At 59.8% G+C, this 21,543-nt stretch carries 22 protein-coding genes and 1 pseudogene; 19 read left to right on the top strand and 4 right to left on the bottom strand.

Going from position 1 to position 21,543, the window contains the following annotated elements:
• Window positions 1-796: 796 nt before the first annotated feature.
• From AC6I6S_RS15970 to AC6I6S_RS15960, 3 genes are all read left to right on the top strand, one after another.
• Window positions 797-1,576: an IclR family transcriptional regulator gene (locus tag AC6I6S_RS15970; protein WP_497951566.1), complete on the top strand. Its 780-nt coding sequence runs from the start codon at window positions 797-799 to the stop codon at window positions 1,574-1,576.
• 216 nt (window positions 1,577-1,792) lie between these two features.
• Window positions 1,793-2,833, top strand: a complete 1,041-nt coding sequence (locus AC6I6S_RS15965) for a threonine ammonia-lyase (RefSeq protein ID WP_497951564.1) — start codon at window positions 1,793-1,795, stop codon at window positions 2,831-2,833.
• A complete protein-coding gene (locus AC6I6S_RS15960) occupies window positions 2,830-4,122 on the top strand; it encodes an amidohydrolase (RefSeq protein WP_497951563.1) in 1,293 nt (430 codons plus the stop codon). Before AC6I6S_RS15965 ends, AC6I6S_RS15960 begins: the two co-directional genes overlap by 4 nt.
• A gap of 23 nt (window positions 4,123-4,145) precedes the next feature.
• On the opposite strand, the gene AC6I6S_RS15955 is transcribed toward AC6I6S_RS15960, so the two are convergent.
• On the bottom strand, window positions 4,146-4,829 hold the full coding sequence (locus AC6I6S_RS15955; protein WP_497951561.1) for an RraA family protein: 684 nt from the start codon (window positions 4,827-4,829) through the stop codon (window positions 4,146-4,148).
• A gap of 200 nt (window positions 4,830-5,029) precedes the next feature.
• On the opposite strand from AC6I6S_RS15955, the gene AC6I6S_RS15950 reads away from it, so the two are divergent.
• The 10 genes from AC6I6S_RS15950 (at window position 5,030) to AC6I6S_RS15905 (ending at window position 13,840) form a co-directional block, all read left to right on the top strand.
• A complete protein-coding gene (locus AC6I6S_RS15950) occupies window positions 5,030-5,404 on the top strand; it encodes a RidA family protein (RefSeq protein ID WP_497951560.1) in 375 nt (124 codons plus the stop codon).
• Window positions 5,405-5,545: 141 nt separating this feature from the next.
• On the top strand, window positions 5,546-7,225 hold the full coding sequence (locus AC6I6S_RS15945; protein ID WP_497951559.1) for an ABC transporter substrate-binding protein: 1,680 nt from the start codon (window positions 5,546-5,548) through the stop codon (window positions 7,223-7,225).
• The gene (locus AC6I6S_RS15940) at window positions 7,222-8,205 is read left to right on the top strand and encodes an ABC transporter permease (protein ID WP_255171309.1); all 984 of its coding nucleotides are present in this window, start codon (window positions 7,222-7,224) and stop codon (window positions 8,203-8,205) included. The genes AC6I6S_RS15945 and AC6I6S_RS15940 overlap by 4 nt, the downstream gene beginning before the upstream one ends.
• Window positions 8,206-9,141, top strand: coding sequence for an ABC transporter permease (locus AC6I6S_RS15935; RefSeq protein ID WP_497951557.1), 936 nt, complete (start codon window positions 8,206-8,208; stop codon window positions 9,139-9,141).
• 37 nt (window positions 9,142-9,178) lie between these two features.
• Complete coding sequence (locus AC6I6S_RS15930) at window positions 9,179-10,192, top strand: ABC transporter ATP-binding protein (RefSeq protein ID WP_497951556.1); 1,014 nt, start codon at window positions 9,179-9,181, stop codon at window positions 10,190-10,192.
• A complete protein-coding gene (locus AC6I6S_RS15925; RefSeq protein WP_497951555.1) occupies window positions 10,189-11,292 on the top strand; it encodes an ABC transporter ATP-binding protein in 1,104 nt (367 codons plus the stop codon). Before AC6I6S_RS15930 ends, AC6I6S_RS15925 begins: the two co-directional genes overlap by 4 nt.
• 161 nt (window positions 11,293-11,453) lie before the next feature.
• Window positions 11,454-11,852 (top strand): hypothetical protein, encoded by a 399-nt coding sequence (locus AC6I6S_RS15920; RefSeq protein ID WP_497951553.1) that lies wholly within the window; start codon window positions 11,454-11,456, stop codon window positions 11,850-11,852.
• Window positions 11,853-12,256: 404 nt separating this feature from the next.
• The gene (locus tag AC6I6S_RS15915) at window positions 12,257-12,775 is read left to right on the top strand and encodes a DUF7342 family protein (protein WP_497951552.1); all 519 of its coding nucleotides are present in this window, start codon (window positions 12,257-12,259) and stop codon (window positions 12,773-12,775) included.
• Window positions 12,776-12,862: 87 nt separating this feature from the next.
• Complete coding sequence (locus tag AC6I6S_RS15910; RefSeq protein WP_497951550.1) at window positions 12,863-13,207, top strand: toxin-antitoxin system TumE family protein; 345 nt, start codon at window positions 12,863-12,865, stop codon at window positions 13,205-13,207.
• Between the two features lie 417 nt (window positions 13,208-13,624).
• On the top strand, window positions 13,625-13,840 hold the full coding sequence (locus AC6I6S_RS15905) for a hypothetical protein (protein ID WP_497951548.1): 216 nt from the start codon (window positions 13,625-13,627) through the stop codon (window positions 13,838-13,840).
• 243 nt (window positions 13,841-14,083) lie between these two features.
• Here the strand turns inward: AC6I6S_RS15905 and AC6I6S_RS15900 are convergent, their stop codons facing one another.
• Window positions 14,084-15,196 carry a two-component system sensor histidine kinase NtrB gene (locus tag AC6I6S_RS15900; RefSeq protein WP_497951546.1) on the bottom strand — a complete coding sequence of 371 codons (1,113 nt, stop codon included), beginning with the start codon at window positions 15,194-15,196 and terminating at the stop codon, window positions 14,084-14,086.
• A gap of 825 nt (window positions 15,197-16,021) precedes the next feature.
• Here AC6I6S_RS15900 and AC6I6S_RS15895 point away from each other — a divergent pair.
• Window positions 16,022-17,134, top strand: a complete 1,113-nt coding sequence (locus tag AC6I6S_RS15895; RefSeq protein WP_497951544.1) for a sensor histidine kinase — start codon at window positions 16,022-16,024, stop codon at window positions 17,132-17,134.
• Window positions 17,135-17,706: 572 nt separating this feature from the next.
• A complete protein-coding gene (locus AC6I6S_RS15890) occupies window positions 17,707-17,967 on the top strand; it encodes a HalOD1 output domain-containing protein (protein ID WP_497951542.1) in 261 nt (86 codons plus the stop codon).
• 171 nt (window positions 17,968-18,138) lie between these two features.
• Here AC6I6S_RS15890 and AC6I6S_RS15885 read toward each other — a convergent pair whose 3' ends face one another.
• Window positions 18,139-18,276 carry a hypothetical protein gene (locus tag AC6I6S_RS15885; RefSeq protein WP_497951540.1) on the bottom strand — a complete coding sequence of 46 codons (138 nt, stop codon included), beginning with the start codon at window positions 18,274-18,276 and terminating at the stop codon, window positions 18,139-18,141.
• Between the two features lie 396 nt (window positions 18,277-18,672).
• Here AC6I6S_RS15885 and AC6I6S_RS15880 point away from each other — a divergent pair, with 396 nt between their 5' ends.
• On the top strand, window positions 18,673-19,344 hold the full coding sequence (locus AC6I6S_RS15880) for a helix-turn-helix domain-containing protein (protein ID WP_497951538.1): 672 nt from the start codon (window positions 18,673-18,675) through the stop codon (window positions 19,342-19,344).
• On the opposite strand, the pseudogene AC6I6S_RS15875 reads toward AC6I6S_RS15880, so the two are convergent.
• Window positions 19,340-19,855, bottom strand: a pseudogene (locus tag AC6I6S_RS15875) (UPF0236 family transposase-like protein); the annotation flags it as partial. The gene AC6I6S_RS15880 and the pseudogene AC6I6S_RS15875 sit on opposite strands and share 5 nt — an antisense overlap.
• Window positions 19,856-20,172: 317 nt before the next feature.
• Here AC6I6S_RS15875 and gvpA point away from each other — a divergent pair.
• From gvpA to AC6I6S_RS15860, 3 genes are all read left to right on the top strand, one after another.
• Window positions 20,173-20,460 carry a gas vesicle protein GvpA gene (gene gvpA, locus AC6I6S_RS15870; RefSeq protein ID WP_497951536.1) on the top strand — a complete coding sequence of 96 codons (288 nt, stop codon included), beginning with the start codon at window positions 20,173-20,175 and terminating at the stop codon, window positions 20,458-20,460.
• Between the two features lie 133 nt (window positions 20,461-20,593).
• Complete coding sequence (locus AC6I6S_RS15865; RefSeq protein WP_497951535.1) at window positions 20,594-20,800, top strand: hypothetical protein; 207 nt, start codon at window positions 20,594-20,596, stop codon at window positions 20,798-20,800.
• On the top strand, window positions 20,800-21,330 hold the full coding sequence (locus AC6I6S_RS15860) for a DUF7127 family protein (RefSeq protein ID WP_497951534.1): 531 nt from the start codon (window positions 20,800-20,802) through the stop codon (window positions 21,328-21,330). The genes AC6I6S_RS15865 and AC6I6S_RS15860 overlap by 1 nt, the downstream gene beginning before the upstream one ends.
• Window positions 21,331-21,543 lie beyond the last annotated feature (213 nt).

Raw genomic sequence — 21,543 nt, 5'->3', positions numbered from 1 at the left:
TGGTTGTCAAGGTCGAACCGGACAAGTTCGGCATTACAATAATATGCCCGTAATAGCCAGGGGAGCTACCGAAGTGAAGATTGCGAAAGCGGGAGTAAATCGGGGTGACGCCGACGATCTCTATACAGTCAAACAAGGTCGCCCACCCACCTGTGACTGGTGATGGACCGGAACGCGGTACCCGCGGGGAGAGGGTGCGTACCGTTGATCCTCGTGAATTCGGCTTGTTCACCCACGTTACGCTCGACACCCGGGTTCTGCATCATCTTTCGTCCACCGATTTAATACGGTCGAAAGCTGGCACTGAGCCATCTCCCCAACGAATCGAGCCCTGATGGTGTTCGAAACACCGGGAAGTTGGAGTAGGGGCCTGAGAAACCAATATCACTCGAGTGGGGCCCCCATCGCTGATCGCGGGATCGAGGTCCGGGACGTGAACACGAAGAGCCAAGCTCCGGGAGTTTTCGGTCGCTAGTTTCGCCGGCAGCTACCCGACGGCGCCGGTCGTTTAAGCGACGGCTCGTTCGTAGCCAACTCGGCTACTGGTGGCTTGGAGCTGCCTGTGTCACGAACACCGCCCGGCCGTGGTACACCACTTCTTCCGCCACACGATCACTTGGTCGGGAAGGACAGTCCGATCATCGCGAGCGATCTCCCGAAATCATCGGCGAGATTTTCAACAGAGTTGAATAGGAACTCGAAAATCGACCCGATTCTTCACCACTATCGGTTCACGGACAGATTTCGATACCATGACGGAAGGAATATTTAATATGGTCGAATCGGATGGTAGCATATGACACTCAGCGACGGGGGCCAGACCACGACGAAGACGATCAATTCCGTGGAGACCTCGTTCCGGCTTGTCGAGGCGCTTCGGCGCCTCGACGATGCCGGGGTATCGGAGCTCGCAGACGAACTGGAGTTGCCACCGAGTACAACCTACATCCACCTGAACACCCTGATGAAACTGGGGTATGTCATCAAGGACGATCACAGGTACCGCCTCTCCTTTCAGTTCTTGCACCTCGGTGGCTCGGTACGCAAACGGTTCGATATGTATCAGCGTGCCCAGGAGGCGGTCGACCTCATCGCCCGGTACACCGGTGAGACCGCGGGCTTTGGGACGACAGAAAACGGCATGCGAGTAATACTCTACCGGGCAAAGGGACAACATGCGGTCGCGGACAACAAACCCCTTGGCGACTACAGCTACATGCACCACACCTCCATCGGCAAAGCGATGCTCGCCTACCTTCCGGAGGCGGAGATCGACGAAATTATCGATCGATACGGCCTCCCGGCGGCAACCCCGAACACGATCACCGACCGTGAACACCTCGAGACGGAACTCGACCGGGTTCGAACGCGCGAGTACGCCATCGACGACGAAGAACACATCGTTGGGATCCGTGGGATCGCGGTTCCTGTCCGAAACGAAGCACAGGAAGTTCACGGCGCAATCGGCGTCGCAGGCCCCAAACGCCGGTTCCGGCCGATCTATCTCACCCGGTTACTCGAGGTGTTGAACTACAATCGGAACGTGATCGAGTTGAAACACTCCTACTATGGCTAATCGGGTCGTCACCGAGGTGATTCAGATCTCCAGACGGTCGAACGAGTTGTGTTTGTGCTGATTCCGATGGCGTCTCGAAACAGGAGATGCGGCCGATATTCTGCGCCCTCACCCCACTCACGCAGGCGAATCGGGCAACGCTTGACCGGATATCACATGACACCATTGCTGAGCTAATCGGAGAAATTATATGCTATTCGGTCACACATCGAGAGTATGGGCGATCGTTACGAGCCAGTAGAGTCACCGGATGAGACGACGATTTTCGCGTATCACGACCTCACGCCACCAACGCTGGGGGACGTATACGAGGCACGAGACGTCGTTCGCCAGCACTTGCCGCGGACACCGCTCGTTCGAAGCGAGTTTCTGTCCCACGAACTCGATGCCGACGTGTATCTCAAGCGTGAGGATACACTCCCGACGGGCGCATTCAAGGTGCGCGGAGGGATCAACCTCTGTTCGCAACTGGACGATGAGTTCACCGACCGCGGACTGATCGCCGCGAGTACCGGCAACCACGGCCAATCGGTTGCGTATGCGGGCCGCGCGTTCGACGTGCCCGTCACGATTGCCGTCCCAGAGGACCCGAATCAGGACAAAGTCGCGGCGATGGAACAACTCGGGGCGACGGTTCGATCGGGAGGGCGAGACTACGACGAAGCTCGCGAGTGGGCCGAAGCCCAGGCCGCGGAGCACGGGTATCGATACGTCCACTCCGCAAACGAACCCGCCCTCATCGCTGGCGTCGGCACCGCGGGACTCGAGGTCCTCGAGGACCTCCCGACGGTCGATACCGTCGTCTGTCCCGTCGGTGGTGGCTCGAGTGCGGCCGGCTACTGTCTGACCGTCGGCGCGACCGGCTGTGACGTCGTCGGCATTCAATCGACCGAGGCCGATGCCATGACCCAGGCGTGGCGAACCGGCTCCCTGGAGCCGAAACCGAGCGCCGACACGTATGCTGAGGGGCTCCAGTCCCGTGTCCCGTTTGCACTCACGATCGACATCCTCAGAGAGCGGTTGACCGAAATGCGAACCGTCGAGGACGAGGCCATCCGGGAGGCGATCCGCCGAACTCTCGCCGAGGAACACATCCTCCTCGAGGGCGCGGGTGCGGCAGCGATTGCAGGCGCACTGCAAATGAAGGAGGCGGTTGCGGGTGACACAATCGTCATCCAGCTGTCCGGGCGCAACCTTGCACAGGAGAAGTTACAGCAGTTACTCACCGTCCCGTCGGGGGCGACCTCAGCAGAATGACGCCACCGCTCTCTCGGGACGAGCTGATCGAGCTCAGACGCGACCTTCACCGCTATCCCGAACCGGCGTGGTGTGAGTACTATACGACGAGTCGACTCGTCGATGCGATCGAGGAGATCGGTGTCGACGAACTCCATCTCGGTCGGGACGTCCACGCCGACGGGCAACGCATGGCACTCCCACCGAAACGCGAGCGCGAGCGGTGGTACGACCGCGCCGTCGACCAAGACGCGAGATCGGACGTGTTGGAGCAGGCGAGAGGGGGGTTCACCGGCGGGGTTGCAGTACTCAGACAGGGGCCCGGTCCCGTGGTCGCGCTTCGCGTCGACATGGATGCACTGTACCAGTCGGAAGCGACCACACCGGCCCACCGGCCGCAGACGGCTGCGTTTCGCTCGACGAACGACGGTGTGATGCACGCCTGTGGCCACGATGGGCATATGGCGATCGGGGTCGGGGTGTTGCAGGCGATCAAGGACAGCGAGTTCGACGGCGTCTTCAAACTGCTCTTCCAGCCGGCAGAGGAGACCGCCGGCGGCGCGAAGTCGATGGCGGCCAGTGGCCGCGTCGACGACGTCGACTATTTCTTCGGGCTGCATCTGGGGCTCGGTCGGCCCACCGGGTCGCTCGTGGCAGGAATCGTCAAACCGCTCGCGGTCAGTAACTTCGACGTCGAATTCACCGGGCAGGCGGCCCACGCGGGCAACGAACCCCAGGTCGGCAAAAACTGCATGCAAGCCGCCGCGACCGCCGTCCAGGAACTGTACGCGATCCCGCGCCACTCCGAGGGAGTAACCCGCGTCAATATCGGCCAGCTCGAGTCGGGAACCTCGCCGAACGCGATCGCCGCGTCCGCCTCGCTTCGGGGTGAAGTCCGCGGCGAGACGAACGCGATTCACGACTACATGGAACGGCGGTTCCGGCGAATCATTCGCGCGACGGGAGAGATGCACGAGTGCGACGCTGACATCGAGATTACGAGCGACGTTCCGCGGGTCGATAGTGATCGAACGCTCAGCGAACACGTCGCTGACGTCGCAGCCCAGCACGACGCCATCACAGACATCGACCTGACCGCCGAGTTCGGGGCCAGCGAGGACGCGACGCACCTGATGCAGGCAGTCGAGGAGGCCGGCGGCTCGGCGGTGTACTCGATCATCGGGACGGACCATCCGGGCGGTCACCACTCGCCGACGTTCGACATCGACGAACAGAGCATCGGGGTCGGAATCGAGGTTCTCACAGACGCGATCAGTCGCATCGACGCACTCGAACCGGCCGCACGGTGAATCATCGGGTCCCCGGCACCGTCTCAGAACGTGCCGTAGCGTTCATACGCCGTGACCGGGTCGACCCCCTCACGAACCGCCGCTCGAACGTCGTCTTCGGTCTCGACGAGAGCTTCGGCTCGCTCGAGCACCTCCACTCGGCGGTCTGCAGGGACACAGACGACACCGTCGATATCCCCTACCAGCACGTCTCCGGGGGTGATCTGGATGTCGCCGACTTCGATCGACACGTTCCACTCGTCGAGTCGCCAGCGCGGTGGCGCGTCAGCCGGTGTTCGGTACCGGCTGAACACGGGAAACCCTTGCTCGAGAATGTACCCCAGGTCCCGAGCACCGCCGTCGACGATCGCGCCCCGACACCCGCGTTCCTGGAGGGCGGTCGTGGATAACTCCCCGATGTGTGCGGCGTCGTCGTCGTGGGTTTCGTATACGATAACGCTGTTTTCGGGGGCGTCGCTGAGCATTTCGAGGAAGCGCCGGATGTTCTCATCGTAGTCGGCGTCATCGTCGGGGCGCCCGCGGACCGGATAGGCAAACCCCGCCGTTACAAACTCGTCGTCGATTGGATTGATCTCGCTCGGAAGCGTCTGGTTCTCGTAGCCGAGTTCGTCGAGGCTGTCAGTCACCGCTCCCGTATAGAGCCCGGCGTATCGGTCACAGAGCTCCGTGTCTTCGATAGATATTCTGTCCCACACTCTTACCTCCATGCTCGTTAGCGTATCGAATGAACAGGGAGTGACTGTGGTAGGGCGGAGGTCGATATCTCCTCGGCGGGAGCGCGGTCAGAACCCGGCTGATCGAGGAACCCGCGACACGCGAGTCGTTACAGCAACGACCCCGCAGCCGGCCACCGGCAGCCACAAATACGGGCGATAAGTATATTACGTCGATCTCCGATGATGGCTGTATGCGGCCAATAGAACCAACCGATGGTGCATCGACCTCGTACCCGTACTCCTCCGGCATCGTGGAGGGACCGGCAGTCTACGTGTCCGGACACATCGGCACCGATCCCGAGACGGGCGAGATCGTGGACGGCGGGATCGAGGCCGAAACGAAACAGGCACTCGCAAACATCGCAGCAGTGCTCGAAGCAGCAGACGCCTCGCTCGAGGACGTCGTCAAGACGACCGTGTACCTGACCGATGCCGATGATTTTGAGTCGTTCAACGCGGCCTACGAATCCCAACTGTCCGAACCGTACCCTGCGCGGACGACGGTCGTCTCCGACTTGGTCGTTGACGCAGCAATCGAGATTGACGTCGTGGCGACGGTGTCGTAGCTCGACTCACGACCATCCGGGGCATCGCCGCCGATGACGCGGCATCTGTCGCTTGCGGCGAGGCGCCCACACGACGACTCAATCCGCTGAAGTCTACCCGAACGGCTTTATACTATTAGCTATATGGTGTATGATAACGCCATGCATAATCGTAGACGCTTTCTTAAAGCGACAGCGGTGGCGGGGACTGCTGTTGGACTGTCAGGGTGTCTTGGGGAGGACGACGACGATGACCACGACCTGCCGGCACCGGAGGACGACGAAGAGTACGAGGAACTCGATACGATCGAGTGGGTCGGCATCTCGCGTGACGCGGCGCCCCTTCGGAACGAAGCCCAGGGGATGATCGCCGACCAGTGGGCGGAACTCGGCATCGACGTGAACGTCGATATCCGGGATCTGAGCGGACTGTTCGATCGCTGGTACGATCGGGATTTCGATGTCCTGACCCTCTGGGTCGTTGCGCGGCCGGACCGACTCGATCCGTTCTTCATGTTGGTACACAACTTCCACTCCGATTACGCGGACGAAGGGGAGAACGCGATCCAGTTCCGAAGCGACGAGTACGACGAACTTGCGGATCGAATTCGAAGCGAAATGGACGAAGACGCCCGCCAGGAGGCAGTCATGGAGGCCCAGGAGATTCTGGCCGAGGAACAGCCCGTCATCCCGATTTACCATCAGGATGCGCTCTCCGCAGCGAACGAATCGTCTTTCGGCGGGTGGACTGAGCAGATCGGTGCGTATCCGTACTGGAGCGTTGCGGTTCTCGACAACCTCGAGCCGGTCGATGGCCAGGAGCAATTTACATTGGCGTCGCTCGAGGAGCCGACGACGATCCACCCGATGGCGATCCAGGGGAACGCAGCGGCCGAGGCGACGAAGATGATCTTCTCGCGGCTGGTTCGCTACACAACCGACGGCGAACCGGAACCAGCCGCCGCGAGCGAAATCGAGGTCGTGGACGATACAACGGTCGAAGTGGAGTTGCGCGAGGATATCACGTTCCACGATGGTGAATCGCTGACGGCCGACGACGTGCAGTTCACGATGGACTACTATCAGGAGTACGAGGTCCCGTACATGGCCGGCTACTACGACGTCATCGAAAGCGTCGACGTCGTCGACGACGAGACGGTCCATTTCAACCTCGAGGAACCCGACGCCTCGTTTACGACGGTCTCGCTCTCCCAGCTCAACATCCTCCCCCAGCACATCTGGGAGGACGTCGTCGACGACGAAGGGATCTCACATCCCAACGAGTACACCAACGACGAGGTGTACGTCGGCAGCGGCCCGTTCGAGTTCGTGACCTACGATCCACAGGATCAGATCGTCTACGAAACGTACGACGACTACCCCCTCGCGGAGATCGACTTCGAGACGCTCGTCTGGTCGCTCTACGGGTCCGAGTCGACTGCCTTCGGGGCCGTCGAGCAGGGAGAAGCCGACTGCATCCAAGAGATCCAGGTCACCCACTTCGAAGAAGCAGAGGCGAACGAAGACCTCAAAGCGACCGCCTCAGAATCCCACGGCGTGACGGCCGCCTGGTTACAGAACGAACGTGATCCGTTCACCGACCCGGCGTTCCGTCAGGCGCTCGCCCACGTGACCGACAAACAGCGTGTCGTCCAGGTTATCTTAGAGGGGCGCGGGCAGGAAGCGACGTCGCAGATCGCCCCCGCGAACGAAGCGTGGCACAACCCCGATCTGCCGGCGTACGACGGTGGTCTCGAGGAGGCCATCAACGTCCTCTCCGACGCGGGCTATCGATGGGATGATGGAACCCTCCTCGCGCCAGCGGATCGATTCACAGAATGAGGCTACAGTATGTCCTCAAGCGGGCGGGGTTCGCTGTGGGGTCGATCTTCGTCGTCGCAAACCTCCTGTTCTTCCTGTTTCGGTTGACCCCCGGCGATCCGAGTACGGTCGTCGCCGACCCGACGATGCCCGCGGAGGCCAGACAGGAGATCCTCGAACAGCACGGTCTCACTGAACCACTGTACGTGCAGTACGTAACGTACATGCAGAACCTCCTGACGGGCGATCTCGGAACCTCGTTCCAGCGAAACGAGCCAGTGCTTTCGATCCTGCTCGATACCACGCTGAATACGATCGTGCTGATGCTCACCTCGGTGTTGCTCGCGTTCGGGATCGGAATCACGATCGGTGCGTTTCTGTCCTGGCGGCGAAACACTCTGATCGACACGATCGGTATCGGGACGATCATCCTGTTCTACGCCGCTCCCGTGTTCTGGACCGGGATGGTCGGGATCATGATCTTCTCGTTTCATCTCGGGTGGGTGCCATCGGGCGGGATGCGAAGCGCAGGCTACTCCTCGGATATGCTACTCGACCGATACCTCTCGATGGACTTCCTGCGACACCTCGCGTTACCGCTTCTCGTGACGACGCTGTACTGGCTCACCGCGCCAACGTTCATCATGCGAAACAACATGATCGACGTCCTCGGCGAGGACTTCATCAAGATGGGGCGCGCCCAGGGGCTGTCCGAACGGAGTTTGATCTACAGACACGCGGCCAGAAACTCCCTGCTGCCCGTCGTGCACTACGGGGCAATCGCGGTCGGCTTCGCGTTCGGCGGCTCCGTCGTCATCGAGACGGTGTTTTCCTGGCCGGGCGTCGGCCGGTTGATGTGGCAGGCGGTGCTTCAGGAGGACTATCCGCTTGCACAGGGGGCGTTCCTGATGCTCGCGACGGTCATCATCACATTGAACTTCCTCGTCGACATGATCAGCGTTATCATCGATCCACGGACTGAAACGGAGACGGTGACATAGATGGCTGGACGCTCAGATACCACGACGTTTCTCGATTCGCATCTCTCGGAGAATCGGCGAATCGTGCTCGAGAAATTCTGGGAGCAACTCATCGGCGTCGCGGGGGACATCCGACGAAACCGAACGGCGTTCGCCGCGCTCATCGTTCTCACGACGTTCGTAGTCGTCGCCGTCTTTGCTCCATACATCGCGCCGTACGAGCCAACGGCCTATCACGACAGCCCCGATGGGACCGCGATGGGGATGGAACCGCCGAGCAGTACCCACATCTTCGGAACGACGAGCCTCGGCCAGGACGTCTTCAGCCAGTGGGTGTTCGCCGCTCGCGCCTCCCTGCTCGTCGGGTTCCTCTCTGGTCTGTCAGTGACCGTTATCGGCGTCACCGTCGGGCTTGTCGCCGGCTACTACAAGGGGACAGTCGACCTCGTCCTCATGCGTGTCGTCGACGTCCTTTACGGGATTCCGGCAACACCGCTCATCCTCATCGTCGCGATGTTCTTCGGCAGTTCACTGTGGACGGTGATTATCGCGATGGTCCTGATTCTCTGGCGAACGATGGCGCGGGTGATTCGGTCACAGACGCTGTCGCTCGCTGAACGCCCGTTCGTGAAAGCCGCGCGGGCGAGCGGTGCGAGTGACTTCCGGATCATCTTCATCCATATCGCCCCGAACCTACTTCCGCTCATCTTCATCCAGGGTACCCTCGCCGTCGGGACGGCGATCCTGCTCGAGGCAGGGGTGTCGTTCCTGGGAATCGGTGCGGAGCTCAGTTGGGGATCGATGCTGCAGATGACGTTCGCGACGGGTGCGATCCGCTATGCGCCGTGGTGGGTCTTCCCGCCGGGAATCGCACTCACGTTGCTCATCATGTCGCTGTTCTACCTCTCGCGAGCGATCGAAGATATCGCCCAACCGGAGATGAGGTCCGTCAAATGATTCGCCACCCTAGCCCAGAATCCAGAACGAGTACACGATGACATTACTAGACGTAAACGAGCTGTCGATCGAATATCGAACCGACGAGCAGACGATCCACGCCGTCAACGACGTGAGTTTCACCCTTCAGGAGGGGGAGATCCTGTGTATCGTCGGCGAGAGTGGCTGCGGGAAGACGACACTCGCCGAAGCGCTCGTTGGATTGCTACCCTCCAACGGCGTCGTCTCCGGTGGCAACATCATGCTAGACGAGACGGATCTCGCCCAACTGTCCGAATCCGAGTACAAGAACTTTCGCGCAACGGAGATTTCGTACGTGATCCAGAGCGCGATGAATGCTCTCGATCCGGTATATTCGATTAAAAAACAGTTCATAGAAGTCATCAGAACTCATACAGACCTGTCGAAGGGGGAGGCGCTCGAGCGCAGCGAGGAAATGCTCGAGAGCGTCGGCATCGATGCAAACCGGATCAACGATTACCCCCACGAGCTCTCCGGTGGCCAGCGACAGCGGGTGGTGATCGCGTTCTCGTTGCTCTTAGATCCCTCGATCGTGGTGGCCGACGAGCCGACGACGGGCCTCGATGTCGTCGTCCAGGACGACGTGCTCGAGATGATCCTCGACCTCCAACGCTCGCTGAACAACTCCATGATCATCATCACCCACGATATGAGCGTTGTCGCGGAGATTGCAGATCGCGTCATCGTGATGTATGGGGGTGAGATCGCCGAAATTGGCCCGGTAAGCGAGATCTTCAACCACAGTGCACACCCGTATACGATGGGGTTGAACAACGCGTTTCCGACGCTCGAGGTCGATGTGGATCAACTCATCAGCATCCCGGGGTCGCCACCCGAGCTTCTGTCAGAACCAAGCGAGTGTCAGTTTGTAGATCGTTGTCCGTTCTCAACAGACGAGTGTTATACCCGGCCAGCGCTCGAGACCGTGAACGGAACGGCGGACCATCGAGCGAAGTGTCACTATGTGGAGGACCGGCGCGAGTTCAGAGACCGGGCTGCACACGCTGAAACCTGGGAGGCAGAGCAATGACAGCGCCCACGCTTTTCGAGATCCGAAATCTCCGGAAGCTGTACCAGGCCCGCAGCCAGGGGTTCCTCTCTCAACTGTTCGGCGAGTCCTCGCACCTCAAAGCCGTCGACGACGTCAGCTTTGATATCCATGAAGGCGAGATACTCGGGCTCGCCGGCCAGAGTGGGTGTGGAAAATCGACGCTTGGAGAACTGCTGGTCGGGCTCCAGCCACCCACGGACGGCGAGATTCGCTTTCGCGGAGAGAACATCCTCGAGTACGACACCGACCAGATGAAGACGTTCCGAGAGAAGTGTCAGGTCATCTTCCAGGATCCGTACGAGGCGTTGAACCCACGGTTTCCCGTCACTCGTCTGGTGTCGGAGCCGCTGACGATTCACGGCATCCGGGATCGAGAGACGCGCCAAGCTCGCATCATGGAAGCGTTGGAGGACGCCGGCCTTCGTGATCCGGGAAAGTATCTCGACAAACTCCCGTCTGAACTCTCCGGCGGGCAGCGCCAGCGCGTCTGTATCGCTCGCGCGCTGGTCCTGGATCCGGATTTCATCGTCGCAGACGAACCCGTATCGATGTTAGACGTCAGCGTCCAGACCGCGATCCTGAATCTCTTCCACGAACTCCAGGAAAAGCGAGATCTCGCGATGCTGTACGTCTCACACGATCTCTCGACGATCAATTACCTCGCTGATCGAACGATGATCATGTACCTGGGGGACGCCGTCGAAATCGGCCCGACGAAAGACGTCATCCACGAGCCGTCGCACCCGTATACGGAGTCCCTCCTCGACGCAGTTCCACAGCCCGATCCGGACCGTCGACGAGCCGGGAGCCAGATCCAAGGTGAGATCCCGGACCCGATCAACCTACCGAGCGGCTGTCGGTTCCACCCACAATGTCCGTACAAGTCCGAGACGTGTGTTACTGTCGAGCCGCCCCTCGAACACAAACCCCTGCCACAGTCCGGAAACGGCCCGGAATCGCACACGACCAAACGTGTCGCCTGCCACCACCCCGTCGGCGAGGAACTCGGAATCGACGAGGCACCCCGCTCTGGTGATGGTGAGCAGTTGGAGATCAACGAAGAGGATTCAGCGACCTAAGGTGAACACCGTGACCCGCTAGATCACAACCACATCGGTGACGAGCGCTGGGACTTCAACAACTCTCACGACGGGACCAACGGCGTTATTTATTCTTGATGGCGAGACAGGTACCGCATGGTAGCAACCCGAATCACAGTCACCGACCCTGATGATCACTGATGACACACTTGCCAGCTCTCCCCTCGAGTCAGTCCCCCTCGGTGCTGGTCGCAGTGGGTGCCGGCATCGGCTATCTCCTGGTCCTGTACGCCCTCGCCCGGCACGGTAGCTACGAGTTCGCCGCGGACGCGGCCGGCGAAATCGTGCTGTACACCCTCTGGATCGGCGGGGGCCACTTTCTGCTGGCGAGCCTTTCGGTCTATCTTCTCGTCGAGTACGGCTACGTCGCGCCGATCGTCGCGTTTCTCAGTATCGCCGGCTACGCCGTAGGTGTCGAACTCGGCGGGACCGCCGACAGCCCGCTCGCGATCTTCGGGATGTTCTGGCTCGGTCCGCTGGCGGTGGTTCTCGTCGCTGCCGGCCTCGAGTATGTTGTCAGACTGACAGCGCAGTCGTAAAACCTGATGTCTTCGCCGCGACGAAAGCGGTACTTGGGCGATTTGATACCCGATGTTTCACGAGGAGCGCTCCTGAGGCAATCTCGTCCGTTCGGAAGCAACACAGCAAACGCACCCGCGTGCTCGAGGTTGTCCCCAATATGTGAACTACCCCTCCCTACTGCGCTTCTCGGTCGCTCCGCTCCCTGCGTTGTTCCTTGAGGAAGGGGACTTAGCGCCTAATTCCAGTTAAAAAACGGAGTTCTCAGCGGATCCTAATCTGACATTGACAACCTCCCCGCCCTGAAGGGCGAGGATTCCCGACCGCCGTTGGGATATAATATCGATTTGCATGGTGACCGAGGGCTCGGTAATATATTTTCCCCAGAGAAAAAAATATGTGTTCTGACTCCGTGAATGGGAGTATGACAGACGGGACTCGCCGCGATGGCCCGCCCCCGTTCGACCGGCCGTTCGAAGCCGAAGACACGAAGCAGCGAGTGTACGGGGCGGTGTTGCACGCCCGAGAGCCGATGACGGCCGCCGAAATCGCTGACCGGGCGGACTGCTCGGAAGCGTCGGCACGGACACACCTATCCTTCTACGCCGACCTCGGCATCGTTATCCGGCACGAGGGCCGCCCGGTTAGATACGAGCGCAATGATGACTACTTCGAATGGCGACGGGTGAACGAACTGACTCGAGAGCACACCGTCGATGAGTTGCAGGCCCGCGTGTCAGAACTGACCGAGCGGATCGAAGAGTATCGCTGCGAATACGGCGTCGACTCACCCGCCGAGGTCGATGTCCTCGAGTTCGACGCCGAGCAGGTCGACGACGTGTACGTGGAACTCGGTGCGTGGGCCACAATCCTCGAGGAGCGTCGCCTACACGAACGGGCTCGAAGAAAGGTCGCCGGCTCGACGGCCCCGTCGCACAGCTGAATGGTGCCGATAGATGATGGTGCGAGTCCCGCACCGATCGACCGGTCGATGTTGGAGCGGATGCGATCCGGATTCGTCGGGCGTCGCATGTTCGAATCGGCGGCTCTCATCGAGGACGGGAACCTGCACCTTCGTGTCGAGTTGTCCAGTGACTACTTCCCAGCGGAGGTGTCCGCTCGCTTCGAGATTCGCTGGTACCGCAACGACGATTTTAATTTCCACTACCAGGAGGAGTGGCAGGACAGCCCGTGGAAGTGCCGGTGGGATCGGCACCCAAACGCACACAACTCGCGAGATCACTTCCACCCGCCGCCAACCGCGAGCCGCACCGACGCGGAGAACGCTCACTGGCCGGACCATCATCGTGGCGTATGCCGCCTCGTTCTTGATCACATCGAAGAGCGCATCGAAACGCTCTGGAAGCAACAGTAGGCGGAGACACCACTGTTCACAGCCAGTAGCGTCGAGGGAAGCCTCCAATCAGTGCCGATCGGACCGGAACGTGCTCCGGGTTTTTCATCGTTTCAAAGCGGTGATGCGCAGCGTGACCGTATCGTCGGGTATGCTCTCACCCTCGGGCACGTTTCCCGACTCGCTCACCGCCGATCGCCTCTCGCGGCTCGTGGCGACCCTCCCTGCCGACGCCGACACCCCTGAAGTCGGGAACGTCGTCCCGCGAGACTTCGTGGTGGATGCCATCGACCACCTGAGTTCCCGCGAGGACGCCCGCGGCGGGGTGTATCAGCTCTGCGATCCGAATCCGCCGACGGTCGCCGAGATGATCCGGGCGTTCGGTGACGCGCTCGACAAGCGGGTAGTCACGGTCCCGACGTCGCTGCGCGTTTCACGATGCGCGCTGGAATCGTCCCCCGACTCGAGCGTGCGCTGGGCGTCGAACCTGCGGCGTTCGACTACTTCGTCCACCCGACGAGCGACACCTGCGAGAACGCGGTTCGAGGCCTTCGAGGAAGCGGTATCCGGTGTCCACCCTTCCGAATCTACGTCGACGAACTCGTCGAGTTCTTCCGGGACCACCCCGAGATCTCGTCCGCTGGGCTCGCCTGAGTAGCGTCTGAACTCGCTCCATCGGCGGGGTGTGAGTATTCGTTCGAAGCGCACCCGATCAGGACCGAGATCAGCGATCCGCTAGCTCAGGCCGCGCTACCAATGGAGCGACTCATCCGCTGATCCAACGTATTTCGATGACGTATAGCAAGCGGAAACCTCGCCTTTCAGGGCGGGAAGATATCAATGAACGACCCCCACAGACGTTCCCCTACGCTCACAAACACGTTCTCACTCGCCGAGTCATAGCTCGAGTACGAACCGTGCCCCACCCTGTTCGGAATCGTCGACCGAGATGGTCCACCCGTGGGCCTCCGCGATTCCGGCAACGATCCCGAGGCCGTACCCGGTACCGCCCTCGGTCGTCGAGTAGCCGTGGTCGAACACCGCAGACCGGATCGCCGGCGGCACTCCGGGCCCGTCGTCCGCGACGTACAGCTCTCCGTCGACTCGCCCGATCCGAACCGTGACGCCCGGACTCCCCTGTTCGACGACGCCCACCCGAGCGTCCGAGGGTGGACTTGTCGAACCGTGTTCGTCGGCGTCGCCAGCAGCTTGCTGCTGGCTGCTTGTGGAACCGTGTTCCACGGCGTTCCGAAAGAGGTTCTCGAGGAGTTCCCGGAACCGGCTGCGGTCGGCATCGACCGTTCCGAGGTCGGACTCGACTCGCAGCGTCGCACACCGGGTGTCGACGGTGTCCCATGCGGCGCGGACGGCCTCTTCGACGGCGACGGATTCGGTCTCCCCGATAGTTCGACCTTCCTTCGAGAGTGCCAACACGTCGTCGATGAGGGCGTCGATTCGGGCGAGTGCATCCTCGACGTCCGCCAGTTCGGATATGTCGTGGTCTTCGCGGGCGAGTTCGGTGTAACCCTGCGCGACAGCGAGCGGATTACGGATATCGTGGGTGAGGACGCCTGCAAACTGGGCCAGGTGTTCAGCCTGGGCCTGAAGCTGAGTTTCCCGGCGGCGTCGCTCGGTGATGTCCCGGATCACGCCCGTAAAGTATCGCGTTCCGTCGTGTTCGTGCTCGCGGAGGCTGATCAACACAGGTACCTCGTGGCCGTCTTTGTGCTGGGCGGGTAACTCCATCCCATCCCAGTCGACGGTTCGGTCGCCCGTCCGCACGTACGACTCGATCGCAGCGTCGTAGACGGGGCGCAGTCGTTCGGGAATGATCCGCATCTTCGAACTGCCGATGAGTTCCTCCGGCGTGTAGCCGAGGATCTCTTCGATCGCCCGATTGGCGTAGACGATCGTGCTGGTCTTGTCGATGGTGAGCAGCCCTTCGGCTGCGCTCTCGACGAGCGTCCGATAAAAGTCCTCGTTCGTACCGGGGTGAGGCTGTGACTCCATCGGGTAGTAGTGCTACCTCTAAAGCGCGAGCAGTAAGATCTTTTTAATAGATTCGTTATGTAAGATAGGATGAATATCCCACATAGAAATGTTTTCGTATAAGCCATTAGGAATGGAAAAGTGGTGAATTACGCCACCACTACACATTTCCATTAGATACTGTCTCAAGGAACCCCACTCTGATTCACCAACAGTGGTATGGAAATAATAGAAATTTCCAGTATGATTTTGCACGGATTTATCTTGTGGTCGTCGAGATACTACGAACCGGGCAGAATTGATATCCGCTCCGCACTGACCCACGAGGAGTATCCTTGGAATTTTCAGTTTCGTTGACCCTCTCGGTTGGTGAACGACCCCACCCTACCGCTCGCCTTTTGGCTCGCGCTTGAGGGTGGCGTGAGACCGAAGGTCTCACGGACCATGCGAACGGCGGCTTCACCGCCGTGAGCAGATGGGGCTTCCTGCTTCCAGGACGCGCTTTGCAGGAACCGAAGTGGTTCCCGTAGGGAGCGCAGTCTCCACAGGCGCTCGAGAGCGAGGGCGGGATGGGCCGGTACGCAGGACGTCGCCGCTCACGCCGCGTGTTCGTATGAGACCGCCTACAAGACGCTCAGAGCTCTCGAAGACGGCGGCGTGGGACGGGGCCGGAAGATCGCGAACACTCACCTCTGGCTGTCCAGCGGCGCTACGGCCGAGACGTCCAACCCCTAATCGAGCACTGGGTACGATACCGGAATCACGCTGATGACAACACGCCGTGTGGTGATGGGGACGGTAACACGCCGCAAATCATAACTATCTGCCCCTAATATTGCGGAGCCAATGAGCGGTGTCACGGGTTTCGTTGCAGATGACCGCGGGAGGTACACCATCATTGCTCTTGGGGGACTGTACCTCGTGGTCGCACTCAGCCGTGCGCTCATGAAAACCGTTGGTGTGGATCCAGTGGGGAATGCGGTGATTCACTTTCTCTTGGTTGGCGTCCCCGGTGCCATCCTGTTGTATGGCGGGTATCGACTCCGGAGGACTGAGATCCACCCAGACCTATATCCACGTATCGCCGACTGGTGTTTTGCTGGGCTTGGCGTGATGTTGGCGCTTCTCCTCCTCTATGATCTTCAGCCCGGTGGTGGGATGACATCTCCGGCTGATTCGATCCCTATCCTGACGGCGCTTGCCACCGTTGCCGGCTTCGGTGTCGGCCATAGTGATGCACGGGCCAGAACGCGGGCACGTATCGCTGAAGAACGAAGCCGCGAACTCGAACAATATAGCCACGAACTCGAGCGCCAAAACGAGCGGTTAGAAAGCTTCGCGGGGATGCTCGCCCATGAGTTGCGAAACCCGTTAGACATCGCCCAGATCTACCACCAGCAAGAACGACCACGAAACGAAGACGCCGCTGAAGAGGTCGACATCGCGCTCGAGCGGATCGAGGAGATGATCGACATCTTGCTGGTCACCGTTCGCGGCTCTCAGGCAAATATCGGCTACGAACCGATTCGACTCTCCGAGCTGGCCTCGAACGTCTGGGCAGACGTCGTGGCGGATGCAGAGCAAGCCGAACTCGTCGTCGAGACCGAACACACGATTTCGGCGAACCCGGTGCACGTATGTCACCTGCTCGTGAACCTGTTTCGCAACAGTATCGAACACAGCGACGACCCGGTGACCGTCCGCATTGGCGATCTCGAGACGGGTTTTTACGTTGCCGATGACGGGACCGGTATTCCCGAAACTGTTCGAAACAAGGTGGCTGGTGCAGGCTTCTCGACGAAGCCGAATGGAACTGGGCTGGGACTCACGTATGCCGCCCAGTTGGCCGAGACGTACGAGTGGGACTGGACGCTCACCACCGGGCCCACTGGGGGAACCCGGATCGAATTTACGAACGTTGATCTGGCGTCAGTCGACGAGACGGTAAACCATCACTGAACCGCGCCTCACACCGCTCTCCACACGTCGTGGTCTTGAGTGCCGGCAGGGGACTCAATCGGCACCATCGAGGGATTATATACGAAGACGGGGCGAAGTCCGGTGATGTCCACGCGACACTCACAGGACGACCTGCTGCTTGTCAACGCGCTCGTCAACTACGCCTTACTGTTCGAAGAGGGTGATCCAGCCGCGCTGATCGCACCCTCGCACTCGCAGACGAGTTCGCCGCCCGTCATGGCCTCGCCACGACCGAGGCGATCCTCCAGATCGACGACGAACACTATCGGTAAGGAGTCCGAATCAACGGGTGGGCCCACTCGAGATCACCCGAAACGAACGGTGCCAATTTGCTATGTACGCCTACGAACCTGACGCCGTTACTTCTATCAGCAATTGGTAGTATTGAGAGAGCCGTGCTGTAATACAGTGCGCGAATGTCGGACGAAACCTGACCCGATTTGCGAAGATGGTGCTTACTCAGCGCAGAGAAACAAGAATACGCATGTTTCAGACAACCCCTGTGCGAATTAACGCTCTGCGCTTATACCAGAAGGGGGAGTACAGAACCTATGCAGAATAGTGATGAAATTGAGTACACCATGTTGGACTATGAGACCCCTACGACCGCAGTGATTTCTGTCCTTACAGAGGCCAAAGATGCGGATATTGAAGATCTGGACCCGTTGTACTATTCGATTAACCCCGAGGCACTCAACGAACTCTTCAAACCGGAGACCGAAGGAGCGAAAATCGCATTTCAATATGAAGGATACTGGGTTGAGGTTCGGGCGGACGGAACGCTAACCGTCACTCCTCTGGCTGAGGACTGAGAAACAGATCGAGCAGGAAACGGAGAGAACGACTCTGAGGGAGGGTCCTCTGGCTACCAGAGAGTCGATTGACTTGCAAAGTCTGGCTGCGAACGGAGCCTGGCCACTCGTTTCAGGCCGTCAGAAACCTGTTCGGGGAGTTCGTTCCCCTCCAGCGTCTGTGTGGATCGTTCAGAATACGTAGTGAGCGGTCTCCTCCCATCCACAGTTCGGACACTCGGCAACATCTTCTGTGAACTTTTCACCACAGTTTCGGCACTCGTACAGCTCTATACCACTGGTTCTCCGCAACCCTTCAATCAGTCCCATCTTTGCACCCCATCAGATATTTCGAGTGCATCACTATCAATCCTATAAGGCTTTTGAGTGAAACTCACGATAGATTGTCAGTCTGTACTGAACGTTCGCTACCTTCGCGTTAAACGGACTTTGTGTCGTGCCACATTTGCGCTCTGTATTCAGCACAGCCCCTCAACAATCTATATTAGATGATAGAAACAACCTCATTAGGTTCGCACTCTCTCTGCATTGGCTTATCCCAGGACTCCTGAAACGAACAACGAAACTAGTTCCACTTCCATATGCATTGAGCGCAGCGGTCGCAACTTCTGCCAGAAGCAACCGTCGAGACAAATGGAGAAATCGTAGCTTCCTGTCCAGTCGAGTAAGGCTTTTAACTGTTACCGGATTATTGGTAACCACCAGATGTATGAGATGCTTGACGACACAGCGGCGCAGACTATCCTCGCCATCAACAGTGGTGACTCCATCCGCCGTGTCGCCCAACACCTCCACAGGCCGTACGAGACGGTGAGACAGGCCGTCAATCGGCTCGAAGACGCAGGCTACGTCACCTATGACGACGGCCTCACTGTCGTCGACGAGCGCGTACGCGTCGCTGCCCGCGAGCTTGTCGCTGCCAGCGCCGGCGTCAGTCCCCCCTCCATCGAGGAGGCCTACGTCATCCCACAGTTCGGTGACTGGCCGTTCGCGTTCACGCGGATCGACGCCGTCTACGTGTGGACCCAAGGCGGCTACCAGGTCGGTCGGGATCCGAACGACTATCCGCTGTTCTTGGCCGTCCGTGAGCAGGACGTCGACACCTGGGAGGTGTTTTTCGAGTCGTTCGACCTCCCCACTGCATTCGAGCGACAGCCCCGAGACGAGTTGGACGGAGCGCTGCAGATCGTCCTCGAGCCACGCCCCTCGCTCGACATTGAGCACATCGAGGGACACCCGGTGATCCCGAGAGCCGAGACGATCGAGTATATGCGCGAGAACTACGCTCAGTTCCAGTCGGCGCTGGCGATGCTCGACCGAATGTACGAGGACCTCGACCTCGGCGTCACGTATCGAGAGACGGAACGGGCACAGTGAGTTTCCTGCCGTACTCGGTCACACGGGCGCGGATCGTGTCTTTGGAGGGCGTCTTTTCGAGGTCTTGGGAATGAGCGGCTGCGTCGCGGTAGGAGAGATCCGTTGCAAGATCGACTGTGCGTGCAGCGACATCCTGTTGATATCGCTTCTTGCCGTCGAAATCGACGAGTTGTTCAATGGGACGGAAGTATGCGCATTCGTCATCACGAGCAGCAGTGTCTTTGACGTACCCCAGCGAAAACTCGTGCTCGCCGGCGGTGGTAACCGCCGTGCGAGTCTTTGTTGTCGAACGTTGGAAACGGTTGCCACCGTTGCCGTCTGCGTGTTTTTCGCCACAGTACGCCTCGACGAGCACGTCGTCGAGGCTTTCGATAACCGCTTCCAGTAGCGTCGATTCGAGATGCTGGTTGGTGAGGAACTCTGCGAAGGCAGCAAGCGGATACTGTTCAGACGGATCAATGGACAGAGACAAGTGAATCGTGAGTGTAATCTCAATTGGGGACAGTTTCACGCTTACCACATTGTCCCCATTCCTACGAGCTATCAGCTACGGCTTTGTTTCAGCAACAGCTCCGCTGGTTCTGAACGGTTTTCCGACGCGACCAATAGATCGAACTCTACTCCGTGCGACATTCGCGGCATATCAGCAGCAGGTCGTCGGTCCAAACTATCCCCTCATCTAACTCAGAGGACGAGGCGTACCCAACTGCCCTCGAACGGTCGCTTCGGATCCATGAGTTCCTCTGCTGTCGTTTTTCGGGCGTTGGCTTGCCAGTGCACCCAGCATGCTGAAGCGAACTCTCGCTCTACTCTCAGATGGAGATCACAATGACACAGACACGCCAACGACCCGATTCCTCGAGTCTCGCGGAAGTGCTGGACCGCGTCCTCGACAAGGGCGTCGTCATCGACGTCTGGGCGCGAGTCTCCGTCGTCGGTATCGAACTCCTGACCGTCGAGGCGCGCGTCGTCGTCGCCTCCGTCGACACCTTCCTGCACTACGCAGAGGAGATCGCGAAGATCGAGCAGGCCACCGCCGAGGGCGACCTCGACGAACTCGAGGAACTCGAAGTCGAGACGCGGCCGGAGTCGTCACCAGAGTCGGCGACTGAGTAACGCTTGGCATCCACAAAGTCGTCCTCGCGAAAATAGATGGGCCACGACAGGAAGAGCGTGGGCGCTCGAAGGGCTGATCAGGAAGACAGGTGACATCCTCCCCATCGTAAACGACGGGGCTTCCCGTTCCGCGTTGGGATATTTACGGTTTGCAGGTGCTCGCTCGTTCAGCGAACTGTACGATCTGAATGCGCTCGAGGAGAGCCAGCTGCCGTGCAAACTCGGCGAACGTCCCGAAGAAGAGTATCGGCGTTGGAAGAAAGAGCTTGAGAAAAAGATCGAGATCGCTCGCGAGGTTCACGGGCAGTCTTCGAGCGGCCGCGTAGAGGTGAAACGATAATGAGTAACGATAACAACGATCAATGGGACGGACCGGAGTACGAACACTGGCTCTCGACGCTGCTGTCGGCGCTCGAGCGACTCGAGCGTAACGACGGACAGCTATCGGGACGTCGGCGCGGTGATCGCGCGACGGTCGATTACAATATCTCCGTCAACACTGGCCTCGATCGTTCGATTACCGAGGAATTCGATTCGATCCGGCCCAGCGGTGAGATCGACGGCGTCGCCGACCGGCCGCGGAACCGACGTCACCGCCGGGCGCCGTCGGATTCGTACCACTCGGCGACGTACGTCTACGATGGCGAACTAGTAGTTACGGCTGACGTCGGCGGGGCCGACCCGGAAGACGTCACCGTCGGGTTCGACGGCTCGACGCTCGTCATCGCCGTCTCCGGGAGCGAGGTCGAGCGGGTTGACATTCCCTGGCGCGACAGGACGGTCGACACAACGATCAAGAACGGTGTGCTCACCGTGACGATTGAACCCGAGAGCGAACCGAACTCGACTTCGGAAGGTGATGGCGGATGATCGATAAGACGACAATGAAGGGGGGCCGGGGCTGTTTTCGGAGGCGGAGACCGCTCTCGAGAGCGTCGAGAAGCGCCCCAGCGACGTTGATGAATCGAGTCGCTGTTGGGCGACGTTGGTTCGAGAAGTTGTACGAGGCAAACCACGAAAAGATGTGCCACCAGGACACGACTCCATCCTCCCGGAACCCGACGGCAGTGTCGACGAGAGCGA

The sequence above is a fragment of the Natrononativus sp. DTA114 genome, assembly GCF_059736515.1.
The sequence above is the reverse complement of the archived record's forward strand: the minus strand, read 5'-3'. Positions and strand labels throughout refer to the sequence as shown.